The sequence below is a fragment of the Celeribacter ethanolicus genome, from assembly GCF_001550095.1.
Lineage (GTDB): Bacteria > Pseudomonadota > Alphaproteobacteria > Rhodobacterales > Rhodobacteraceae > Celeribacter > Celeribacter ethanolicus.
Genome location: NZ_LRUC01000018.1, coordinates 65,730 through 84,558 on the forward strand (window position 1 = coordinate 65,730; position 18,829 = coordinate 84,558).

Genomic DNA, 18,829 nt, shown 5'->3' on the forward strand with positions numbered 1-18,829 from the left:
TTACCATTCAAAAAAACGATCAGATTTCTAGAGTCACCCAAAACAGTCAGACCGAAAATCTTTGTGTGGCCCGCCACGAAACACACCTTTTCGACTTGTCCTTTTGTATAGGTTTGCCACTATTTCTCCCAAGACCTTCCCCAAGAAAAGAGACATCATGCTTAGCTTCTTCAGCCTCCCCAGCTCATTTCCCCGCCTGACAGACCCACTGACTGAAAGCCTCGTAACGGCCCTGCAACAGGCCACACTCGCAACGGAACCGGTTGCGCCCGCCACAGAAACCGCCGCGACGGACACTCTTGACGAACCGATGCCCCTCGCCGAAGAACGTATAGAGTCGGCGATAGAGCCTTTGACGGAAAATCCGCTCGAAGACCCCTTCGCACTGCTCTACGAGGAGGAGGTGCCCGTGACACTGAGTGCTATGAACGATCCGGCTGTGAGCGCACCCGCAGGCGGCGCGAACGGGTGGCTGGTCGGGACCGGCACTGCGGGCAGCCTGCTCAACAGCACCCTGTTGATCGCCGGTGCGGATTACATCACCAATCTCACCCTCAAGGATCTGGTCGGCTACGACCTGACCGAGGAGGATATTGAAGCATTCACGCAGGAAGCCGAGGAATTCGCCGAAGGACTTCAGCAGGATTACGACAGCTTCCAATGGCCAGATGGCAACGATGTGCTCGAGAGTATCGAGATTCCCTTGGTCAGCGATTTGCTCGGCGGCGATCTGTTGGGCGGCCTTCTGGGAGGCGTCGTCGGCGGGGTTCTCGACACCGTCACGGATATTCTGATCTGAACCGTCCCGATCAAGCCTCAGGCGCCCCCGACAGAAACGTGGGCGCCCCCGCGCATCCAGAAATGCGCATATTTTACAGCCGCATATGTCTCAGCAGATATTTTCTCTGTCACATTGCGCAAAAAATTTGCTCTCGGGATTGTTCCTCTCTAAGACTGTATGTGTCAATCTGTCGCACAGACCCCGAAAACGGGGCAGACAGGACGGCGCGGACGCACGTCCAGGGGGCAACCCCGAGGAGGAATAGGGAGGAAAGCATGGCAGACGCCGCCATTCATGGCCACGGCCATGAGGACAGCCGCGGGTTCTTCACCCGCTGGTTCTTGTCGACAAATCATAAGGATATCGGGATTCTCTACCTGATCACGGCGGCCGTGGTCGGGTTCATTTCGGTGTGTTTCACCGTTTACATGCGGCTCGAGCTGATGGAGCCGGGGGTACAGTTCATGTGCCTCAACGAATCCGGTGAGGCCGCCGCACGGCTATTGTCCGGTTTCGGGGCGGAAGACTGCGCACCGAATGGTCATTTGTGGAACGTGATGATCACCTATCACGGTGTGCTGATGATGTTCTTCGTGGTCATTCCGGCCCTGTTCGGAGGCTTCGGCAATTACTTCATGCCGCTCCAGATCGGCGCGCCGGACATGGCCTTCCCGCGCCTCAACAACCTGTCCTACTGGCTCTATGTCTGCGGCGTGGCGCTCGGCATCGCGTCCCTGTTTGCCCCCGGCGGCAACAATCAGGCCGGTTCCGGCATCGGCTGGGTGCTCTACCCGCCGCTTTCGACCTCGGAAGCGGGCTATTCCACCGATCTGGCGATCTTTGCGGTACACGTTTCCGGCGCTTCGTCGATCCTCGGTGCGATCAACATGATCACCACCATGCTGAACATGCGCGCCCCGGGGATGACCATGTTCAAGGTCCCGCTCTTCGCCTGGTCGATTTTCGTCACCTCCTGGCTGATCCTCCTAAGCCTGCCGGTTCTGGCGGGCGCGATCACCATGCTTTTGACCGACCGCAATTTCGGCACCTCCTTCTTCCAGCCCGCAGGCGGCGGTGACCCGATCCTCTACCAGCATATCCTCTGGTTCTTCGGGCATCCGGAGGTCTATATCGTGGTGCTGCCCGGTTTCGGCCTGATCTCCCACATCATCGCGACCTTCTCGAAAAAACCGGTCTTCGGCTATCTGCCGATGGTCTGGGCGCTGATCGCGATCGGGGTTCTGGGCTTCGTCGTCTGGGCGCACCACATGTATACGGTCGGGCTGTCGCTCTCGCAGCAGACCTATTTCATGATGGCCACCATGGTCATTGCGGTGCCGACGGGGGTGAAAATCTTCTCCTGGATCGCGACCATGTGGGGCGGGTCCATCGAGTTCAAGACGCCGATGCTATTTGCCTTCGGCTTCCTGATCCTCTTCACCATCGGCGGCGTGACTGGCGTCGTGCTGTCTCAGGCGGGGGTCGACCGGGCCTATCATGACACCTATTACGTGGTGGCGCATTTCCACTACACGATGTCGATGGGCGCGGCCTTCTGTATCTTTGCCGGGATCTATTTCTACATCGGCAAGATGTCCGGTCGTCAATACCCGGAGCTTGCGGGCAAGATTCACTTCTGGCTGTTCTTCATCGGCGTGAACCTGACCTTCTTCCCGCAGCATTTCCTCGGCCGCCAAGGCATGCCGCGCCGCTATATCGACTATCCGGAGGCCTTTGCCTATTGGAACAAGATCTCGTCCTATGGTGCGCTTTTGTCCTTCGCCTCCTTCCTGTTGTTCATCGGCATCGTCGCCTACACGCTTCTGGCCGGGCGTCGTGTGACCGAAAACAACTATTGGAACGAATATGCCGATACGCTGGAATGGACCCTGCCCTGCCCACCGCCGGAGCATACGTTCGAACAGCTCCCCAAGCGCGAAGACTGGGATCACCAGCATTCGCACTGAGCGGACTACACCAACTCGAAAGGCCCCCCGACCGGGGGCCTTTTTCATGTTGGCCTCAAGCCCACGTTAACCAGTTAAGACATAAGACACGCTCCGCCCTGTCACAGCCACGGTTTGTGCCCAATCCCGCGTTAGCCTGACAACAGGGATGAGCAGGAGCACCCATGTTGACCTTTTTCTTCAAACCCAGAGACAGCGGCGAGATGCCCCGCGCGACGGAGATTTCCGACCGCTGGCACGTACCGCAATTCTCGAAGATCTTTGACGCCCGGGTGCGCGAGACCCGGGTGGCGATGCTGATCGCCTGCCCCGAGCCCCTGTTCGAAAATCATCCCCCCGACCCCGCCCGCATCGACGCACTGGCCGAAGAGATCGAGCGCATCGTGCGCGCGAAATGGACCAGTCGGGAAGCCGAACGGGTAACGCGATTCTTCGGCGCAGACGAAACCACAAGCTTCGTCGCGGTACTCGAACACACCGCCATAGGCGCCTATGCAGCCCCCGAGCAACGGGTCAAGGCCTATTACGAATTCGACGGAACCCGCATCGGCAATCTGGTGCCGCGCGGACGGGCGTTCGACGATACCTCCGCCGCTCAATGCGTCACACTTTAAGGCAAACCCTGAAATACGTAATCCAGCACCGTCCTGCGCCCCGACCGCACGGCAGTTTTGCGCGAAGCGATGTTCTGCCCGTCGATGGTTCCGATCATCAGCCGATCGCAATCCGTGCCGAGCCGCCGGGCCAGTTCGTCCTCCTCACGCGGCGAGACATTGCGGCACAATCCGGGCTGATGCTGCGCCATGCGGGCGAACCGGGCACGGATCAGCGCAAGCGCGTCTTCCGGGAGTTCGAAAGGCAGAGATCGACTTGCGGGTCACGCGCCATCTCGCTCATATGCCCGGCATAGAGGCTGGTGTCGATCCACCTCGCCCCCAGAGGCGCGCCGGTGCTTTGCCGCAGCCGCATCGCGCCCGGATGAAAGCCGCACCATTCCCCTGCCACCACCTCCGCCAGCTCGTTCAGATCCGAGAAATCATGTGCAATCACCTCAACGAAAGGCCGTGTCACATCCTGTGCGTAAAACCGGATGCCGCCGATCAACCGACCCCGCCCGACGTGACAAGGCGATGCGCATAGTCGAAAGGGCGATCCCCGGCAGGGTGATATGATCGGAAAACAGCCGTGCGAAGGCCAAACCGTCGATCCGCGCACATTGCTCCGCAATCCAGTCGGCCACACGCCCCTCGCCTTCGACACCATAAAGCCGTTCGGCCAGATCAAGGTCAGAGCTTAGGGAGGCCAGTCGGAAAGATCGTTCGGCATGGCGCCATGCTATCGCATCGCGTGCTTCAAAGACATGCACAAAGGTTTTACACTGATAAAAACGCACCCTCATCACGCATATGCCCTACCTCTGGACCCCGCCCCATGACACCGTTCCGACCGGCTCCCCCGAGACCGGCACGCCGCTCTGGCGGCTCGAACTCTGGCCCTATCGCAGTCTGAAGGGCAAAGGCTTTTCCGCCGCGATCTGGATCATGTTCGGCGGCGGTCTCATTCCCATCGTACCATTCATCGGCACCATGGCTTTCTGGGTGCTGCTGGGTTTCATGCTGATCGCCCTGACCGCGCTCTGGACAGCACTTCGGCGCTCGGACCGCGACCGGCTACACGAGGAAATGCTGATCTGGCCCGACCGCGTCACCCTCACCCACTGGCCGGAAAAGGGCGCGCCGCTCACATGGGAGGCCAATCCCTATTGGGTCCGCCTCTCGCTCAATACCGAAGACGGCAAGGTCGAAAATTACATTACACTCAAGGGCGCAGGGGACCATCGCGAGGTCGAACTCGGCGCCTTTCTCAGCCCCGAAGAGCGCAAGGTCCTGCATGGGAACCTCACGCGCGTGCTGGCACAGCTCAATCGCTGAGGCTTTTCTGATGGCCCAAATACTCAAAAGCCACCCGGATCAAAACGACCGGGCGGCTCTCAATTCATTCAATCCGAAAGGACAGCTCAGCTCAGCTGCGCCTTGATCAGCGCACCGACGGCACCGAAATCCATCTGACCGGTGTATTTCGCCTTGAGCGCGCCCATGACCTTGCCCATGTCACGGATGCTCTCGGCCCCGGTCTCATTGATCACCGCCTCGATTGCGGCCTTGACCTCAACCTCGGAGAGCTGACGCGGCAGGAATTCCTCGATCACGGTGATCTCGGAGCGCTCCTTTTCGGCCAGTTCAAGACGCCCGCCCTCTTCAAAGGCCTTGGCGCTTTCCTGGCGCTGTTTCACCATTTTGCCGAGGATGGCGAGAATATCGCTGTCGGTGACAGCCACATCGTCGCCCTCGCCGCGATTGGCGATCTCGCGGTCCTTGATGGCGGCGTTGATCAGGCGCAGCGTCGCGAGGCGCTCGCTGTCCTTTTCCTTCATCGCCGTTTTCAGTGCGGCGCTTAGCCGGCTTCGCATATCCATATGGGCCTCATCCCCTGATGACATCGCAAGTGGTCAACATAGCGAAAGCCCGACACATTCTCAACCACCGATGAGAGCGATAACATCCTGAAAACGCTGCGTCGCAGAAATGCCGGAAAAACCCGTCCGGCTGCGCTTGACGCCGGAGATGCCTTTCCTTAGGTTCCGGCCAATTTTGCCCATATAGGAGAGTCGTGTCATGGCATCTGGTCAAACCACCGGAAAACCAACCGCTTGTCTGGCCCTGGCCGACGGAACCATCTTCTATGGGAAGGGTTTCGGCGCGACGGGCACCACCACCGCCGAACTGTGCTTCAACACCGCGATGACCGGTTATCAGGAAATCATGACCGATCCTTCCTATGCCGGGCAGGTCGTGACCTTCACCTTCCCGCACATCGGCAACGTCGGCGTGAACAGCGAAGACGAGGAGACCGCCGATCCGGTGGCCGCCGGCATGATCGTGAAATGGGACCCGACCGAGCCCTCTAACTGGCGTGCGCAGGACGAGCTTGGCCCCTGGCTTGCCAGGCACGGTCGCATCGGCATGGGCGGCATCGACACTCGTCGCCTGACCCGCGCGATCCGCCAACAAGGCGCGCCTCATGTCGCCATCGCCCATGATCCGGACGGCAATTTCGACATCGAAGCGCTGGTCAAACAGGCGCGGGACTTCTCCGGTCTGGTCGGCCTCGACCTCGCCAAGGATGTGACCTGTGCGCAGTCCTATAAATGGGATGAGATGCGCTGGTCCTGGCCGGATGGTTTCCCGAAACGCGAAGGTAAAGGCTTCAAAGTCGTCGCCGTCGATTTCGGCGCAAAACGCAACATCCTGCGTTGTCTTGCCTCCGCAGGCTGCGATGTGACCGTGCTTCCCGCCACCGCCACTGCCGATGAGGTTCTGGCGCATACTCCGGACGGTGTATTCCTGTCGAACGGTCCGGGCGATCCGGCGGCGACAGGCACATATGCCGTGCCGATGATCAAGGGCGTGCTTGAGAAAGACTTGCCAGTTTTTGGGATTTGCCTTGGGCATCAGATGCTTGCGCTCGCTCTCGGCGCCAAGACCATCAAGATGAACCACGGCCACCACGGCGCCAACCACCCGGTGAAGGATCTCGACACCGGCAAGGTGGAAATCACCTCGATGAACCACGGCTTTACCGTCGACACCCAGACCCTGCCCGCCGGTGTCAAGGAAACCCATGTCTCGCTGTTCGACGGCTCGAACTGCGGCATTGCGGTCGAGGGAAAACCGGTGTTCTCCGTGCAATACCACCCGGAGGCCTCCCCGGGCCCGATGGACAGCTACTACCTGTTCGAACGCTTCGCTACCGCCATGGCCGAGCGCGCAGGCGCTCCGGCCTGAGCGCGACAGAGCGCAGAACAGGGCACAAGAGGATGCAAAAGGCGGGGAGCTCCCCGCCTTTTTTGTGACGCGAACGGTTGATTTACCCGTTTTAAAGACGTGGTTAACCCCTTGTTAACCCTCCGTGACGCAAGTTGCCCACAAGGGGCTGGGGATAAACCTGATCGGGGGCATTCCGGACAGTCCCGATTTCGGACGGTCCTGATTTCAGACAGCCCTGTTTTCAGACGGTCGTAACCGGGGTACGGCATCCGATGTCCTTCGACAGGCATCCTCTCGTTCCGACCTTGACCCTGCACGCATCGCAGCGCTGCGATGCGGCCCCTGCCGCCACCTCCCCCCGACCGAACCGAAAACCGATCGGGCAGGTTCTTGTCGACATGGGGGCACTCGCCGCCGAGGACCTGCTGCGCGCCACCGTGCTGCGCCAGCGCGAGGATGCGCGGATCGGCGACATCCTTCTGGCCCACGGCATGGTGAACGAAGCCACGCTGTATGAAGCGCTCGGACATCAGTATCACGCCGAGGTCGCCAATCTGATGCGTAGCCCCCCCGATGTGCGGCTGATCGACCGTCTGGGCGCCGATGTCTGCCTGCGCAAGGGCCTCCTGCCCTGGCGCCAGGCCGGGGGAACGGTGATCATCGCCTCCTGCCGCCCGGAAGAATTCGAAGGAATGCGCCCCCGGCTCACCGCAATCTTCGGACCGGTGCGCATGGCGGTTACCCCGGAAACCTCGCTGCACGAGGCACTGTTACGCTCGCGTCAGCGACGTCTGGCAAGCGCGGCGGAAACCCGCGTTGCCGCCCATGAGAGCTGCCGCGAAATGGATGTGCGCAAGCTCACCGGCGTACTCTCCTCGCTCGGTATGTTCGGCCTGCTGCTGTTTCTGCTGTCGCCGCTCATGGCCTCGATCCTGCTGACCGGCTGGGCGGTGCTGACCCTGCTGGTCGCCACCGGCCTGCGCCTTGCCGCCGCTTTCGCACAGGCCCGGACCGCGCGCTCCCGCAAATCCACCTTCGCCACACGCCGCGCCCGCAACGCCCTGCCCATTGTGTCGATCATGGTGCCGCTGTTCAAGGAGCGCGAGATCGCCACACGACTGATCAAACGTGTATCCCGGCTGAATTATCCGCGTGAATTGCTCGACATCTGCCTGGTGGTCGAAGAGGATGACACGATCACACAAGACGCCATCGCCCATACCGACCTGCCGCGCTGGATGCGGCAGATCATCGTGCCGCGCGGCGGGGTCAAGACCAAGCCGCGGGCGCTGAATTTCGCCCTAGACTTCTGTCGTGGCTCGATCATCGGCATCTATGACGCCGAGGATGCCCCCGAACCCGACCAGATCCACAAGATCGTCGCTCATTTCGCCCAGACCGGGCCGGAAGTCGCCTGTCTGCAAGGGATTCTCGATTTCTACAACGCCCGCACCAACTGGCTGTCCCGCTGTTTCACCGTGGAATACGCAAGCTGGTTCCGGGTGATCCTGCCCGGTTACGAAAAACTTGGCCTGACCGTCCCCCTGGGCGGCACCACGCTGTTCTTCCGCCGCGAGGCGATTGAGGAACTGGGCGGTTGGGACGCCCATAACGTCACCGAAGACGCCGATCTCGGCATTCGTCTGGCCCGGCACGGCTACCGCACGGAACTCTTGCACACGGTGACCGAGGAGGAGGCGAACTGCCGTTTCTGGCCCTGGATCAAGCAGCGCTCGCGCTGGCTCAAAGGCTATGCCATGACCTACGCCGTCCATATGCGCAGCCCGCGCCGCCTCTGGTCCGATCTCGGTCCGTGGCGGTTCTTCGGAGTTCAGGCGCTGTTTCTCGGTACGCTGAGCCAGTTCGTCCTCGCGCCCTTCCTGTGGTCCTTCTGGATGTTCCCTCTGGGCCTGCCGCATCCGATGCGTGCGGTGCTGCCGCACGACCTTCTTGTCGGGTTGGGCGGGATTTTCCTCCTATCGGAGGCGATCACCGTCGCCACCGGTATGGTCGCCACCTCGACACCCAAGCACAAATGGCTCTGGCCCTGGGTGCCGACTCTACATCTCTACTATCCGCTCGCCACGCTTGCGGCGCTCAAAGGGCTCTGGGAGATGATCACCAAACCCTATTACTGGGACAAGACCGCCCACGGGGTGCATGATCTCGGCTTTCATGAAGATCTGCCCGAGGAAGAACTCATGCCCGATCCTCCGCCATCGCACAGCCCGGATCGCCCCGCACCGTTGCTGCTGACCGGCACAAGCAGTGCCGCCGCCAAGACGTCACATCCTCCCATGAGCCGCCCCCTGATCCTCTATCCCACGGCCGCCTCCGTCGCCCTTGCCGAGGCCGCCGAGGCGCCGCGCGGCTTTGCCGAGCCCAGTACGGAATTCAGTGCCGGTTTCAGGGCCGGGTTCGCGGACAGCGCCCGGATCGAACAACAGGCCTTCGGAGCCCTGCCTGTGCCTGGCCGACGGCTCACATTCGGGCTCGACATGACGCACAAACCGGAAAGCCCGGCGCTCAGACGCGCCCTGAATGCGGCCGTCATCGCCTTTGAGCCGGAGCGCCTGCGTCCCACTCCCAAACCCAAACCCAAACCCGCCGCAGCCCCGCACGGCACCGAGGTCACACATCCCGCCGCCGTCAACGCCCCCGGCGCGCCCGACTGGGCCCATATCGCCGCCTTCGCCGAGAGGCCCATCTTCATTGCGCGCGCCGAAAAGGGGAGCCTGATGCCAGCGCCCCGGTTAAGAGGGATGACGGTTTAAAGTGGCTCGCCAAGCCATTGGGACACCGCTTTTGCAGGACCTCAGGACAAGATACGGGCGCTGCACGCGCCTTACCTGTATCCAGTGCCTTCATCCGGTGCCGAAAGCTTAAAGGCGTGACGCTTTAGCGTTCCTTGTCCGCGTCGATTTTCAGACGGGTGATAAAGGCCTTGGAAATGTGATCCGACAATGCCTTGTGCGCCGCCTCGCCGTCGCCCGCCTCTATCGCGGACACGATCAGGTCGTGCTCCTTGATCGCTTCCTCGCCACGACCCTCGGCCGCCAGAGACGTGCTTGCCAGAAGCGCCATGGAGCGGTGCACCAAGTCGAGCTGCTGCACGAGATACTTGTTGTGCGAGGCCAGATGGATCTGTTTGTGAAAGCGGCGGTTGGCACGGGACATATCGTCCGGGTGACCGATCAGGGCCCGGTCGTCCTCGACCATATCGCGCAGCACACGGACCTCCTCGGGGGTCGCATGCCGGGCAGCGAGACGCGCGGCCAGCCCTTCGAGTTCGGTACGAACGACGTAGAGATCGGCCATCTGATTGTGATCGAGCGAGGCCACAATGAGTGAGCGCCCGTCGCGGCTCAGCATCGACTGGGTCTCCAACCGCTGCAAGGCCTCACGCACCGGGGTGCGCGACACACCGAAGCGCTCCGCCAGCTCGCTTTCCACAAGCCGGTCGCCCGGGCGGTAAATCCCGGTGTCGATCGCCTCGAGGATCATCTCATAAGCGTCTTTCTGGCTGGCACGCTGGTCTTTCATCGGACGTCACTTTTCTCAATCGGGATCAGGACCTGACCATAGCCAGCCCCGCCCCCCGCGATCAAGCGCTAACATCCCCTCCGCCAGCCATCTGCTTGCATGTGCCGCAGGCTGCGCCTAACAGGGAGGCATGGTAGCCGATCATTTTTCCCATGTCAGAACCTGGGTCTTCGACCTCGACAACACGCTTTACCCGCCCGAGGCGGCACTTTTCGCGCAGATCGAGGTCAAGATGACCGATTGGGTCTCCCGCGAACTGAACGTCACTTCAGAGGAGGCGAACCGGCTGCGGCACACCTACTGGCGCGAATTCGGCACGACGCTCTCCGGCATGATGGCGAAACACGGCACCGACCCGCTGCCTTATCTCAGCTATGTGCATGACATCGACTTCTCCGGGCTGTCGCGCGATGCCGAGCTGAAAGCCGCGATCACGGCCCTGCCCGGGCGCAAGATCGTCTTCACCAACGGTTCCGCGCCCTATGCGGAGCGCGTGCTGGAGGCGCGCGGGCTGACCGGGATTTTCAACGCGGTCTACGGCATCGAACACGCGGATTTCCACCCCAAGCCCCAGGCGGCCGCCTTCGATACCGTACTCGGTCGCGATGGGATCGACCCGCAAGCCGCCGCCATGTTCGAGGACGATCCGCGCAATCTCGAAGTGCCGCATGCGCTCGGGATGAAGACCGTGCATGTCGCGCCCTTGCCGCTCGATCCGCCCGCCCCGCATATCCATCATCACACCGACGATCTGTCGGCCTTCCTGAGGGCCGTGACGGGCTGAAACCCGGCGGGCGACGGTTAACGCAAACTGCGACAAATCGCCGCCGTGACCGAAGCGCACACAGCCCTGTATCTGTCTCCGGTACACAAATGCGCACAAACCCGCGCAGCCCCACGCACAAACCTTTCGCACTGACTTCTACAGATCACACACGACCTCACAGCCGGAGCACGCACATGACCGACGCCGCCCTCGACACGACCAACGCTATCGACACTCACGACCACCACGAAGAAGGCCTTGCCACCACCCGTGGCGTCGTCCTCTTCCTTCTGTTCGTCGTCGTCGTGATCGCCGCCGTGATCTACGGCATGTTCGCCATCGGCCCCTGGGTGCTGGGCGTCACCGCCGTGGCCACCGTGCCGCTGATCTACATCGTCCTGCTCGTCCTCACCGTCGGAAAATAAAGCGGCGCTGTCCCGGCGCCCGGAAAACGCCTGAGACAGCCTGCCCCTTGGACATTCCCCTCCTTTGCGCCTATCTCTTGGATACGCTTGAAAAGCGACCGCAGCGCAAAGGAGGTCTCATGTCCGATCCAAGCACATCCCCGCAGACCGTTGACATCCTCGTTTCAGGCGGCGGCATCGCCGGTCTGATCGCGGCTGCGGCCTTTGGCGCCTCGGGCTTTCGCACCCTGATGGTCGATCCGACCCCGCCGGTTGTCACCGGCGACGAAGCGAGTTCGGACCTGCGCTCCACCGCCTTTTTACGCCCGGCCCGCGACCTCTTCGAGAAAATCGGCATTTGGGAGGCGCTCGCGCCACATGCCACCCCGCTCGAAGCCCTGCGCATCGTCGACACCGTGGGTCGCCCCGCGACAATCCGCACCGAACGGCAATTCGAAGGCCGGGAGACGGGCGACGAGCCCTTCGGCTGGAACTTCCTCAACTGGGTGATCCGTCGCGAACTGGCCCGTGCCGTGCCGGACATTCCCAATGTCGAGCTGCGCTATGGCGTCGGCTTCAAGAGCCTGCTGACACGTTCTTCCGAGGCGATGGTGACCCTGACCGACGGCACGATGGTGCGCGCGAAACTCGTGGTGGCTGCCGACGGGCGCGACAGCCCGGTACGCGAGGCCGCCGGAATCGGCGTCAAAACCACGCGCTACGGCCAAAAATCTCTGGCCTTCACCGCCACCCACGACCTGCCGCACAACAATGTCTCCACCGAGATCTACCGCGAAGGCGGCCCCTTCACGATGGTGCCGCTGCCGGACATCGACGACAAACCGGCCTCCGCCATCGTCTGGATGAACAAGGGCGCCTATGCGACCGAGCTTCTCAATCTGCCGCCCGACGCGTTCAACGCGGTGATGACCGAACGCTCTGCGGGTCTCTTTGGCGAAATGAAACTGGCGTCCGGACGGGCGATTTTCCCGATCATCACCCGCGTAGCCGAACGCCTCGCCTCCGAGCGCGTTGCGATCATCGCCGAAGCCGCCCACGCCCTGCCCCCCATCGGCGCGCAGGGGCTGAATACCTCGCTCAACGATCTGGCCGAACTGCTGGCCCTCGCCGAAGCGCATCGCTCAGACCCCGGCACAGACGCCATGCTCGACACCTACGCGCGCAACCGTTTGAACGACATCTCCAAACGCGCCCGTGTCGTCGATCTGTTCAACCGGGTAACCCGCTCCGAAAGCGACATCCTGCAAATGGTGCGACTCTGGGGTCTCAAAGCGGTGCATGACGTCAAACCCGTGCGGATGAAGGTCATGCAGGCCGGGCTGGGACCGATCTGATCGCCGTTTCCTTTGTGCCTCTAAATACTCACGGCGCGCGGGCGATCATCCGTGCGCCGTTTTGAGTATTTGGGGCAGCAAAGGAAACATCGGAGGAAACTCAGCCGAGAACGTCGTCCAGAACAGCCTCCAGGCGCGCGACGGTTGCGTCCACATCGTAGAGCTTGTCGAGACCGAACAGGCCGAGACGGAAGGTCGAGAACCCCTCGCCCTCATCGCATTGCAGCGGCACTCCGGCGGCGATTTGCACCCCATGGGCAGCAAAGGCCGCGCCGGTCCTGATCATGGGATCGTCGGTGTAGCAGACCACCACGCCGGGCGCCTCGACGCCTTCGGCGGCGACGGATTTGAACCCACGCCCGGCCAACAGGTGACGCACCCGGCGTCCCAGTTCCCATTGTGCCTCGGAGAGTTTGGCAAAGCCGTAATCCTTGGTCTCCAGCATCGCGTCCCGGAAGGCCCGCAGCGCATCGGTCGGCATGGTGGCGTGATAGGCATGACCACCGCCGGTATAGGCCTCCATGATGGTCAGCCATTTTCCAAGGTCGATGGCAAAAGACGAGCTTTGCCGGGATTTCACCACTTCGGTGGCGCGGTCGTTCAGCATGACGAGCCCCGCAGACGGCTGCGCCGACCAGCCCTTTTGCGGGGCGGAGATCAGCACGTCGACACCGGTCTCCTTCATATCGACCCAAGCACAGCCGGAGGCGATACAATCGAGCACCATCAGCCCGCCGTGGTCATGGACGGCCTCCGAAAGCGCGCGGATATAGGCGTCCGGCAGGATCATGCCGGAGGCGGTTTCGACATGCGGCGCGAAGATGGCAGCGGGCTTCAAATCGCGGATTTTCGCAATGGCCTCCTCCAGAGGCGCGGGCAGGAAACCGGAGGTCGGTTCATTGCCGACCCGGCGCGCTTTCAGCACGGTCTGCGAGGCGGGGATTTGCCCCACGTCGAAGATTTGCGACCAGCGGAAGGAAAAGAAACCGTTGCGGATCACCATCACGTCCTCGCCGCCCGCAATCTGGCGGGCGACCGCCTCCATCGCATAAGTGCCGCCGCCGGGGACGACCACAGCCGTGTCGGCATGATAAACCTCGCAGAGCGTGGCGTGGATGTCGGTCATCACCTTTTGAAAGGCTTTCGACATGTGATTGAGCGAGCGGTCGGTGAAGACCACGGAAAATTCGAGCAACCCGTCGGGGTCGATGTCGGTGCGCAATGCGGGCATGAGAACCTCCTCTTCTCAGCTAACCTCTTCAGGCCAATCGGTGCCGTAACGACACATCCGATGCAACACCGCGGCCTAAATCCCAGAAAACACTGGACAGAAACGCCCTGCGCCAGGATTATGACACCAAAGCGTCATGTCTAGGGATCGGGCCAAACAAGAGCACCGCGCGAGGCAAAACGCAAGCGACCGAAAACGCGGCCGAAGTTCGACGGGACATCCGACAGGACGGGAGATCGCCAAGGCGCATCGAGGCAGACCGGGGCACACACCCCGCAACATACGGGCAGAGCAGCAATGCCGACAGAAGAACTCATCGTGATGGGCTCCTCCATCGTGAACAATCCGATCGGCTATTCTCAGGACCCCCGCGGCGATGAGAATGACGGCGCCTATCTGACCGGTGGCGAAAGCGTGTTCGAGGATGACGATGTGGTGGTCTTCACCGTGGCCAACGTCAATGCCGACGGCACGTTCGACAATCAAACGCAGATCACCGGCATCACGGTCTATGACAGTGCGGCGGATTATCTCAACGGCGAGGCGAAATACGATTACACGCTGACGCACGGCGGTTGGTGGTGGGGCCAGAACACCAGTGGCCAGATCAGCACGGCCGTGCATGACATGGGCGACACCTACCTCTATATTGAGGCCAACAACTTCACCTCGACCGATCCGAATGCACCAGATCTCGACGGGCTGTTTCTCGCACCCGGGGTCGATCTGTCGGAGGAATTCCCGATCTGGCTCTCGCATGAGCAGGATGTCGATTATAACGCCGACGGCACGATTGCCGGGAACGAGAGCGGCGACGGGGTATTCACCACCGACAACAACATTTTCGCGGAAGACGCGATCGCCGCCGCTGTCTGCCTTGCACGGGGCACATTGATCGACACGCCCGAGGGACCGCGTTTCATCGAGACGCTACAGGTCGGCGACCGGGTGCACACGCTCGATCACGGGCCGCAGGAAATCCGCTGGACCGGATCGCGGCGGGTGGCCGCCAAGGGCGCGCTTGCGCCGATCCGGATCACGGCAGGCACGCTTGGCAACCTGCGCGATCTGACCGTGAGCCCGAACCACCGCATGCTGATCCGTGGCCCGATGGCCGAGATGCTGTTCGGCGAACGTGACGTGTTGGTGGCGGCGAAACATCTGGTGAATGACGACACGATCCGCGCCGTGCCGGGCGGCCAGGTGGAGTATTTTCACCTGCTTCTCGACCGTCACGAGATCATCTTTGCCGAGACCTGCCCGACCGAAAGCCTGCACCCCGGCCAAGAGGCGCTCAAGGCGGTGGACGCGGCGGCCAGAGCCGAGATCCTGACGCTCTTCCCCGAGCTGGAAACCCGCCGCTGCGCCCTGTCCCGGTACGAATTGAAGGCCTGGGAAGCCCAGGCCCTGCAACAGGCGTCCTGAACGCCATGAGAAGGTGAATGAATGGCCACCGAAGACATCCTCGTGATGGGATCATCGCTTCTGGACAATGTCTCCGTCGGCACCAATTCCGGTGGCGGCCATGGCGGGCATATCATGATCCACGGCGGCACCTCGCCCTTCGAGGGGGACGATGTGGTCGTGATCACCGTCCAGAATGTCGAGAATGGCGAGGTCACCGGAGCGAGCCAGATCACCGGGATCGTGGTCTATGACAGCGCTGCCGATTACGTCAACGGGGTCGCGAAATACACCTATCATCCGATGAACCCCGGCCAGACCGCCAATATCCAGAGCGATCTTTCGGGGCTGGGCGACACCTATCTGCGTTTCAACGCCAATGTGATGGTGTCCTCGGACGGGGGACCCGGCCTCAACAATGTGCTCGTCGCGCCCGGGCAGGACCTGACCGAGCTGCGCCCCGTCATCCAGATCGACCATGAGACCGACATGGATTACGACAGCGACGGGGTGATCGACAACGAGGGCGACGGCAATTTCAACGTCGACAACAACCTCATCGCCGAAGAGATCATCAACGGTGCGGTCTGCCTCACCCGTGGCACCCTGATCGAGACGCCCGAGGGACCGCGCTTCATCGAGACGCTGCGGGCGGGCGATCTGGTGAACACGCTCGATCACGGCGCCCAGCCCATCCGCTGGATCGGCGCGCGCCGCGTGCCTGCGGCAGGCAATCTCGCCCCGGTGCTGATCCGCATGGGCGCACTCGGCAACCTGCGCGACCTGAAGGTGAGCCAGAACCACCGCATGCTCATCCGGGGACCGCAGGCCGAGGTGCTGTTCGGCGAGCGCGACGTGTTGGTGGCGGCGAAACATCTGGTGAACGATGGCACGATCCGCATCGTCGAGGGCGGTACCGTGGAGTATTTCCACATGCTGTTCGACACCCACCAGATCGTCTTTGCCGAGGCCTGCCCGACCGAAAGCCTCTACCCCGGCGAACAGGCGCTCAACACGGTCGGAGCGGAGGCAAGAGCGGAAATCGTGGCGCTCTTCCCGGAACTCACTCTCCGCCAGAACGACGCGCATCTGTCGCGCTACGAGCTGAAAGCTTGGGAGGCGGAAGCGCTCAGAAAGGCCGGCTGACGGCGGTCTCTTCGGCTGCGATGGTCAACGGGCGCGGCAATGGCAGGGGCGAGCTTTGCATCACCGGGCGGCAGAACGGCTGGGCACGCACCCAGCGCTGCATGTCGCTGCGCTTGGTCTCGGAATGGAACGGCCCCCAGTCGGCCGCCACGCCGCGCATGCCCCGGCTCACCACGCCGTCGCGTGCCACCGTGCGGCTCATGATGCGGATCGCACAGGACAGGTTGCTGGCCCCGTCCTTGAGCGCCTCACCAGTGCCTGCGTTGCAATTATAATGTCGTGCGGTCGCAGGCGAGATCTGCACCAGACCGAACCACTGCCCGCCGCCGCCCACCGCCGTCTCGCGCCAGGTGCTTTCGTGATAGGACAGCGTCGACAGAAGTCCGGCCCAGAACGCCGCCCGACCGCTGTCGTCCTGCGTGGCATAACCCGGGCACCAGGCCGCAATATCCGCCGGAACCGTATCTACAAGCCCCTGCCCGTGCGACAGCACCGCCTTCATCGCGGCCCGGGTCCAGGCCGGACCCTGGCTCTGGTTCTTCCAGCGCAGTTTCGGCATGCGCACCACATAGGGGCGCGGGGCGGGAACGGGGCTTGCTTCCATCGGCGCGAGCGCAAAGGCAATTTGATCTGGCAGGTTCTCTCTCAGTTCTCCGGCCGAGAGCTGAGACCCCACTCCGATGAAACACAGCGCCATCGCCGCCGCCCATTTTCGCATCCGCATGCGGAACCTCAAACGCACTTTACTCTGCCGGGCAATATGCCCCAAAGCGCCCCGTTTGCAAACCCGCCCCCTTGCCCCCCGGCAAGAGAGCGCCTAGAACGCCTGAAAGCCCTCGCTTTAAAGGACATGCGCATGCTGGATCATCTCGAATATTCCGCACCGAAACCGAAGGTCATCTCCGGTGCGAAAGAAGACTGGGAACTCGTGATCGGGATGGAAATCCATGCGCAGGTCGCCTCCGAGGCGAAACTGTTTTCCGGCGCGTCCACCGGTTTCGGCGCAGAACCCAACTCGCATGTGTCCTTCGTGGATGCGGCGATGCCGGGCATGTTGCCGGTGATCAACGAATATTGCGTCGAACAGGCGGTGCGCACCGGGCTGGGCCTCAAGGCCGACATCAACCTGTTCTCCGCCTTTGACCGCAAGAACTACTTCTACCCCGACCTGCCGCAGGGCTATCAGATTTCCCAGCTTTACCACCCGATCGTGGGCGAAGGTGAAGTGATCGTAGATATGGAGCCGGGTGTCGCCCGCAAGGTGCGGATCGAGCGCATTCACCTCGAACAGGACGCCGGCAAGTCGATCCACGACATGGACCCGACGATGTCTTTCGTCGACCTGAACCGCACCGGTGTGGCGCTGATGGAGATCGTCTCGCGCCCCGATATTCGCGGGCCGGAAGAGGCCGCCGCTTACGTGCTGAAACTGCGCCAGATCCTGCGCTACTTGGGCACCTGCGATGGCAACATGCAGAACGGCAACCTGCGCGCCGACGTGAACGTGTCGGTCTGTCGTCCGGGTCAGTATGAGAAATACCAGGAGACGCAGGATTTCTCGCATCTCGGCACCCGTTGCGAGATCAAGAACATGAACTCCACGCGCTTCATTCAGGCCGCCATCGACTATGAGGCCCGTCGCCAGATCGCCATTCTCGAAGACGGCGGCACGGTCGATCAGGAAACCCGTCTCTATGACGCGGCCAAGAACGAAACCCGTTCGATGCGCTCGAAAGAAGAGGCGCATGACTACCGCTATTTCCCCTGCCCCGACTTGCTCCCGCTGGAGATCGAACAGGCGTGGGTGGACGACATCGCCAAAACCCTGCCAGAGCTGCCGGACGAGAAGAAAGCACGTTTCGTCAAGGACTTCGGCCTGTCGGAATATGACGCGGGCGTCTTGACCGCCGACACGGTGAACGCGGATTTCTTCGAGAAAGTCGTGGCGGTCGGCGAGGATGGCAAGCTCTCCGCCAACTGGGTGATCAACGAGCTGTTCGGTCGTCTGAAAAAGGACGACACGGATATTGCGGAAAGCCCGGTCAGCCCGGAGCAACTCGGCGAGATCGTCAAGCTGATCAAGGCGGACACGATCTCCGGCAAGATCGCGAAAGACCTGTTTGAGATCGTCTACACCGAGGGCGGCAACCCCGCTGAGATCGTCGAAGCGCGCGGCATGAAACAGGTGACGGACACCGGTGCCATTGAGGTCGCCGTAGACGAAATCATCGCCGCCAACCCGGCGCAGGTCGAAAAGGCCCAAGCCAACCCGAAACTCGCGGGCTGGTTCGTCGGTCAGGTGATGAAAGCCACTGGCGGCAAGGCCAACCCGAAAGCGGTGGACGAGCTGGTCAAATCCAAACTCGGCCTTTGAAACAAAGCCAAACATCAAAAGCCGTCCTTCA

The 18,829-nt window shown here is 62.0% G+C and carries 20 protein-coding genes; 12 read left to right on the forward strand and 8 right to left on the reverse strand.

Annotated features, from left to right (window positions below; translation table 11 throughout):
• Positions 1-310: 310 nt before the first annotated feature.
• From NH195_RS08210 to NH195_RS08220, 3 genes are all read left to right on the forward strand, one after another.
• Positions 311-799 (forward strand): hypothetical protein, encoded by a 489-nt coding sequence (locus NH195_RS08210; protein ID WP_162265857.1) that lies wholly within the window; start codon positions 311-313, stop codon positions 797-799.
• A 257-nt stretch (positions 800-1,056) separates the two neighbouring features.
• Positions 1,057-2,748 carry a cytochrome c oxidase subunit I gene (ctaD, locus tag NH195_RS08215; RefSeq protein WP_066705432.1) on the forward strand — a complete coding sequence of 564 codons (1,692 nt, stop codon included), beginning with the start codon at positions 1,057-1,059 and terminating at the stop codon, positions 2,746-2,748.
• 164 nt (positions 2,749-2,912) lie between these two features.
• Complete coding sequence (locus tag NH195_RS08220; protein ID WP_066705441.1) at positions 2,913-3,362, forward strand: hypothetical protein; 450 nt, start codon at positions 2,913-2,915, stop codon at positions 3,360-3,362.
• Here NH195_RS08220 and NH195_RS08225 read toward each other — a convergent pair.
• From NH195_RS08225 to NH195_RS08235, 3 genes are read right to left on the reverse strand one after another with little or no spacing between them, the layout of a single operon-like run.
• Positions 3,359-3,553, reverse strand: a complete 195-nt coding sequence (locus NH195_RS08225; RefSeq protein ID WP_066705443.1) for a hypothetical protein — start codon at positions 3,551-3,553, stop codon at positions 3,359-3,361. The two genes, NH195_RS08220 and NH195_RS08225, sit on opposite strands and share 4 nt — an antisense overlap.
• A gap of 20 nt (positions 3,554-3,573) precedes the next feature.
• On the reverse strand, positions 3,574-3,819 hold the full coding sequence (locus tag NH195_RS08230) for a hypothetical protein (RefSeq protein ID WP_155846116.1): 246 nt from the start codon (positions 3,817-3,819) through the stop codon (positions 3,574-3,576).
• Positions 3,800-4,147 carry a hypothetical protein gene (locus NH195_RS08235; protein WP_066705450.1) on the reverse strand — a complete coding sequence of 116 codons (348 nt, stop codon included), beginning with the start codon at positions 4,145-4,147 and terminating at the stop codon, positions 3,800-3,802. Before NH195_RS08235 ends, NH195_RS08230 begins: the two co-directional genes overlap by 20 nt.
• Before the next feature lie 7 nt (positions 4,148-4,154).
• Here NH195_RS08235 and NH195_RS08240 point away from each other — a divergent pair, with 7 nt between their 5' ends.
• Positions 4,155-4,679, forward strand: coding sequence for a DUF2244 domain-containing protein (locus NH195_RS08240; protein WP_066705452.1), 525 nt, complete (start codon positions 4,155-4,157; stop codon positions 4,677-4,679).
• Between the two features lie 86 nt (positions 4,680-4,765).
• Here the strand turns inward: NH195_RS08240 and NH195_RS08245 are convergent, their stop codons facing one another.
• Both NH195_RS08245 and NH195_RS21455 read right to left on the reverse strand, forming a co-directional pair.
• A complete protein-coding gene (locus NH195_RS08245) occupies positions 4,766-5,224 on the reverse strand; it encodes a GatB/YqeY domain-containing protein (protein WP_066705454.1) in 459 nt (152 codons plus the stop codon).
• 60 nt (positions 5,225-5,284) lie between these two features.
• Complete coding sequence (locus NH195_RS21455) at positions 5,285-5,425, reverse strand: hypothetical protein (protein WP_162265858.1); 141 nt, start codon at positions 5,423-5,425, stop codon at positions 5,285-5,287.
• Between NH195_RS21455 and carA the strand changes: the two genes are divergently transcribed.
• Positions 5,424-6,593, forward strand: a complete 1,170-nt coding sequence (gene carA, locus NH195_RS08250) for a glutamine-hydrolyzing carbamoyl-phosphate synthase small subunit (RefSeq protein ID WP_066705456.1) — start codon at positions 5,424-5,426, stop codon at positions 6,591-6,593. The genes NH195_RS21455 and carA overlap by 2 nt on opposite strands.
• Before the next feature lie 380 nt (positions 6,594-6,973).
• Positions 6,974-9,349, forward strand: a complete 2,376-nt coding sequence (locus NH195_RS08255) for a glycosyltransferase family 2 protein (protein ID WP_420795683.1) — start codon at positions 6,974-6,976, stop codon at positions 9,347-9,349.
• A gap of 124 nt (positions 9,350-9,473) precedes the next feature.
• Here the strand turns inward: NH195_RS08255 and NH195_RS08260 are convergent, their stop codons facing one another.
• Complete coding sequence (locus NH195_RS08260) at positions 9,474-10,118, reverse strand: GntR family transcriptional regulator (RefSeq protein ID WP_066705458.1); 645 nt, start codon at positions 10,116-10,118, stop codon at positions 9,474-9,476.
• 130 nt (positions 10,119-10,248) lie between these two features.
• On the opposite strand from NH195_RS08260, the gene NH195_RS08265 reads away from it, so the two are divergent.
• From NH195_RS08265 to NH195_RS08275, 3 genes are all read left to right on the forward strand, one after another.
• Positions 10,249-10,902, forward strand: a complete 654-nt coding sequence (locus NH195_RS08265; RefSeq protein ID WP_066705459.1) for a pyrimidine 5'-nucleotidase — start codon at positions 10,249-10,251, stop codon at positions 10,900-10,902.
• A 176-nt stretch (positions 10,903-11,078) separates the two neighbouring features.
• Positions 11,079-11,309: a hypothetical protein gene (locus NH195_RS08270; protein ID WP_066705460.1), complete on the forward strand. Its 231-nt coding sequence runs from the start codon at positions 11,079-11,081 to the stop codon at positions 11,307-11,309.
• 119 nt (positions 11,310-11,428) lie between these two features.
• Positions 11,429-12,643 (forward strand): FAD-dependent monooxygenase, encoded by a 1,215-nt coding sequence (locus NH195_RS08275; RefSeq protein ID WP_066705462.1) that lies wholly within the window; start codon positions 11,429-11,431, stop codon positions 12,641-12,643.
• Between the two features lie 100 nt (positions 12,644-12,743).
• Here NH195_RS08275 and NH195_RS08280 read toward each other — a convergent pair whose 3' ends face one another.
• On the reverse strand, positions 12,744-13,874 hold the full coding sequence (locus NH195_RS08280; protein WP_066705463.1) for an aminotransferase class V-fold PLP-dependent enzyme: 1,131 nt from the start codon (positions 13,872-13,874) through the stop codon (positions 12,744-12,746).
• A 297-nt stretch (positions 13,875-14,171) separates the two neighbouring features.
• Between NH195_RS08280 and NH195_RS08285 the strand changes: the two genes are divergently transcribed.
• On the forward strand, positions 14,172-15,299 hold the full coding sequence (locus NH195_RS08285) for a Hint domain-containing protein (RefSeq protein ID WP_066705465.1): 1,128 nt from the start codon (positions 14,172-14,174) through the stop codon (positions 15,297-15,299).
• A 21-nt stretch (positions 15,300-15,320) separates the two neighbouring features.
• On the forward strand, positions 15,321-16,424 hold the full coding sequence (locus NH195_RS08290) for a Hint domain-containing protein (protein WP_066705467.1): 1,104 nt from the start codon (positions 15,321-15,323) through the stop codon (positions 16,422-16,424).
• Here the strand turns inward: NH195_RS08290 and NH195_RS08295 are convergent.
• Positions 16,408-17,148, reverse strand: coding sequence for a transglycosylase SLT domain-containing protein (locus NH195_RS08295; RefSeq protein ID WP_238379729.1), 741 nt, complete (start codon positions 17,146-17,148; stop codon positions 16,408-16,410). The genes NH195_RS08290 and NH195_RS08295 overlap by 17 nt on opposite strands.
• A gap of 132 nt (positions 17,149-17,280) precedes the next feature.
• Between NH195_RS08295 and gatB the strand changes: the two genes are divergently transcribed.
• Positions 17,281-18,798 carry an Asp-tRNA(Asn)/Glu-tRNA(Gln) amidotransferase subunit GatB gene (gene gatB, locus NH195_RS08300; RefSeq protein ID WP_066705469.1) on the forward strand — a complete coding sequence of 506 codons (1,518 nt, stop codon included), beginning with the start codon at positions 17,281-17,283 and terminating at the stop codon, positions 18,796-18,798.
• Positions 18,799-18,829 lie beyond the last annotated feature (31 nt).

Excerpts from the sequence above, each read along its gene's own strand:
- NH195_RS08210 (WP_162265857.1), top strand. The coding sequence starts at position 311 with ATGCCCCTCGCCGAAGAACGTATAGAGTCGGCGATAGAGCCTTTGACG.
- ctaD (WP_066705432.1), top strand. The coding sequence starts at position 1,057 with ATGGCAGACGCCGCCATTCATGGCCACGGCCATGAGGACAGCCGCGGG.
- NH195_RS08220 (WP_066705441.1), top strand. The coding sequence starts at position 2,913 with ATGTTGACCTTTTTCTTCAAACCCAGAGACAGCGGCGAGATGCCCCGC.
- NH195_RS08225 (WP_066705443.1), bottom strand. The coding sequence starts at position 3,553 with ATGGCGCAGCATCAGCCCGGATTGTGCCGCAATGTCTCGCCGCGTGAG.
- NH195_RS08235 (WP_066705450.1), bottom strand. The coding sequence starts at position 4,147 with ATGAGGGTGCGTTTTTATCAGTGTAAAACCTTTGTGCATGTCTTTGAA.
- NH195_RS08240 (WP_066705452.1), top strand. The coding sequence starts at position 4,155 with ATGCCCTACCTCTGGACCCCGCCCCATGACACCGTTCCGACCGGCTCC.
- NH195_RS08245 (WP_066705454.1), bottom strand. The coding sequence starts at position 5,224 with ATGGATATGCGAAGCCGGCTAAGCGCCGCACTGAAAACGGCGATGAAG.
- carA (WP_066705456.1), top strand. The coding sequence starts at position 5,424 with ATGGCATCTGGTCAAACCACCGGAAAACCAACCGCTTGTCTGGCCCTG.
- NH195_RS21455 (WP_162265858.1), bottom strand. The coding sequence starts at position 5,425 with ATGACACGACTCTCCTATATGGGCAAAATTGGCCGGAACCTAAGGAAA.
- NH195_RS08255 (WP_420795683.1), top strand. The coding sequence starts at position 6,974 with ATGGGGGCACTCGCCGCCGAGGACCTGCTGCGCGCCACCGTGCTGCGC.
- NH195_RS08260 (WP_066705458.1), bottom strand. The coding sequence starts at position 10,118 with ATGAAAGACCAGCGTGCCAGCCAGAAAGACGCTTATGAGATGATCCTC.
- NH195_RS08265 (WP_066705459.1), top strand. The coding sequence starts at position 10,249 with ATGGTAGCCGATCATTTTTCCCATGTCAGAACCTGGGTCTTCGACCTC.
- NH195_RS08270 (WP_066705460.1), top strand. The coding sequence starts at position 11,079 with ATGACCGACGCCGCCCTCGACACGACCAACGCTATCGACACTCACGAC.
- NH195_RS08275 (WP_066705462.1), top strand. The coding sequence starts at position 11,429 with ATGTCCGATCCAAGCACATCCCCGCAGACCGTTGACATCCTCGTTTCA.
- NH195_RS08280 (WP_066705463.1), bottom strand. The coding sequence starts at position 13,874 with ATGCCCGCATTGCGCACCGACATCGACCCCGACGGGTTGCTCGAATTT.
- NH195_RS08285 (WP_066705465.1), top strand. The coding sequence starts at position 14,172 with ATGCCGACAGAAGAACTCATCGTGATGGGCTCCTCCATCGTGAACAAT.
- NH195_RS08290 (WP_066705467.1), top strand. The coding sequence starts at position 15,321 with ATGGCCACCGAAGACATCCTCGTGATGGGATCATCGCTTCTGGACAAT.
- NH195_RS08295 (WP_238379729.1), bottom strand. The coding sequence starts at position 17,148 with ATGCGGATGCGAAAATGGGCGGCGGCGATGGCGCTGTGTTTCATCGGA.
- gatB (WP_066705469.1), top strand. The coding sequence starts at position 17,281 with ATGCTGGATCATCTCGAATATTCCGCACCGAAACCGAAGGTCATCTCC.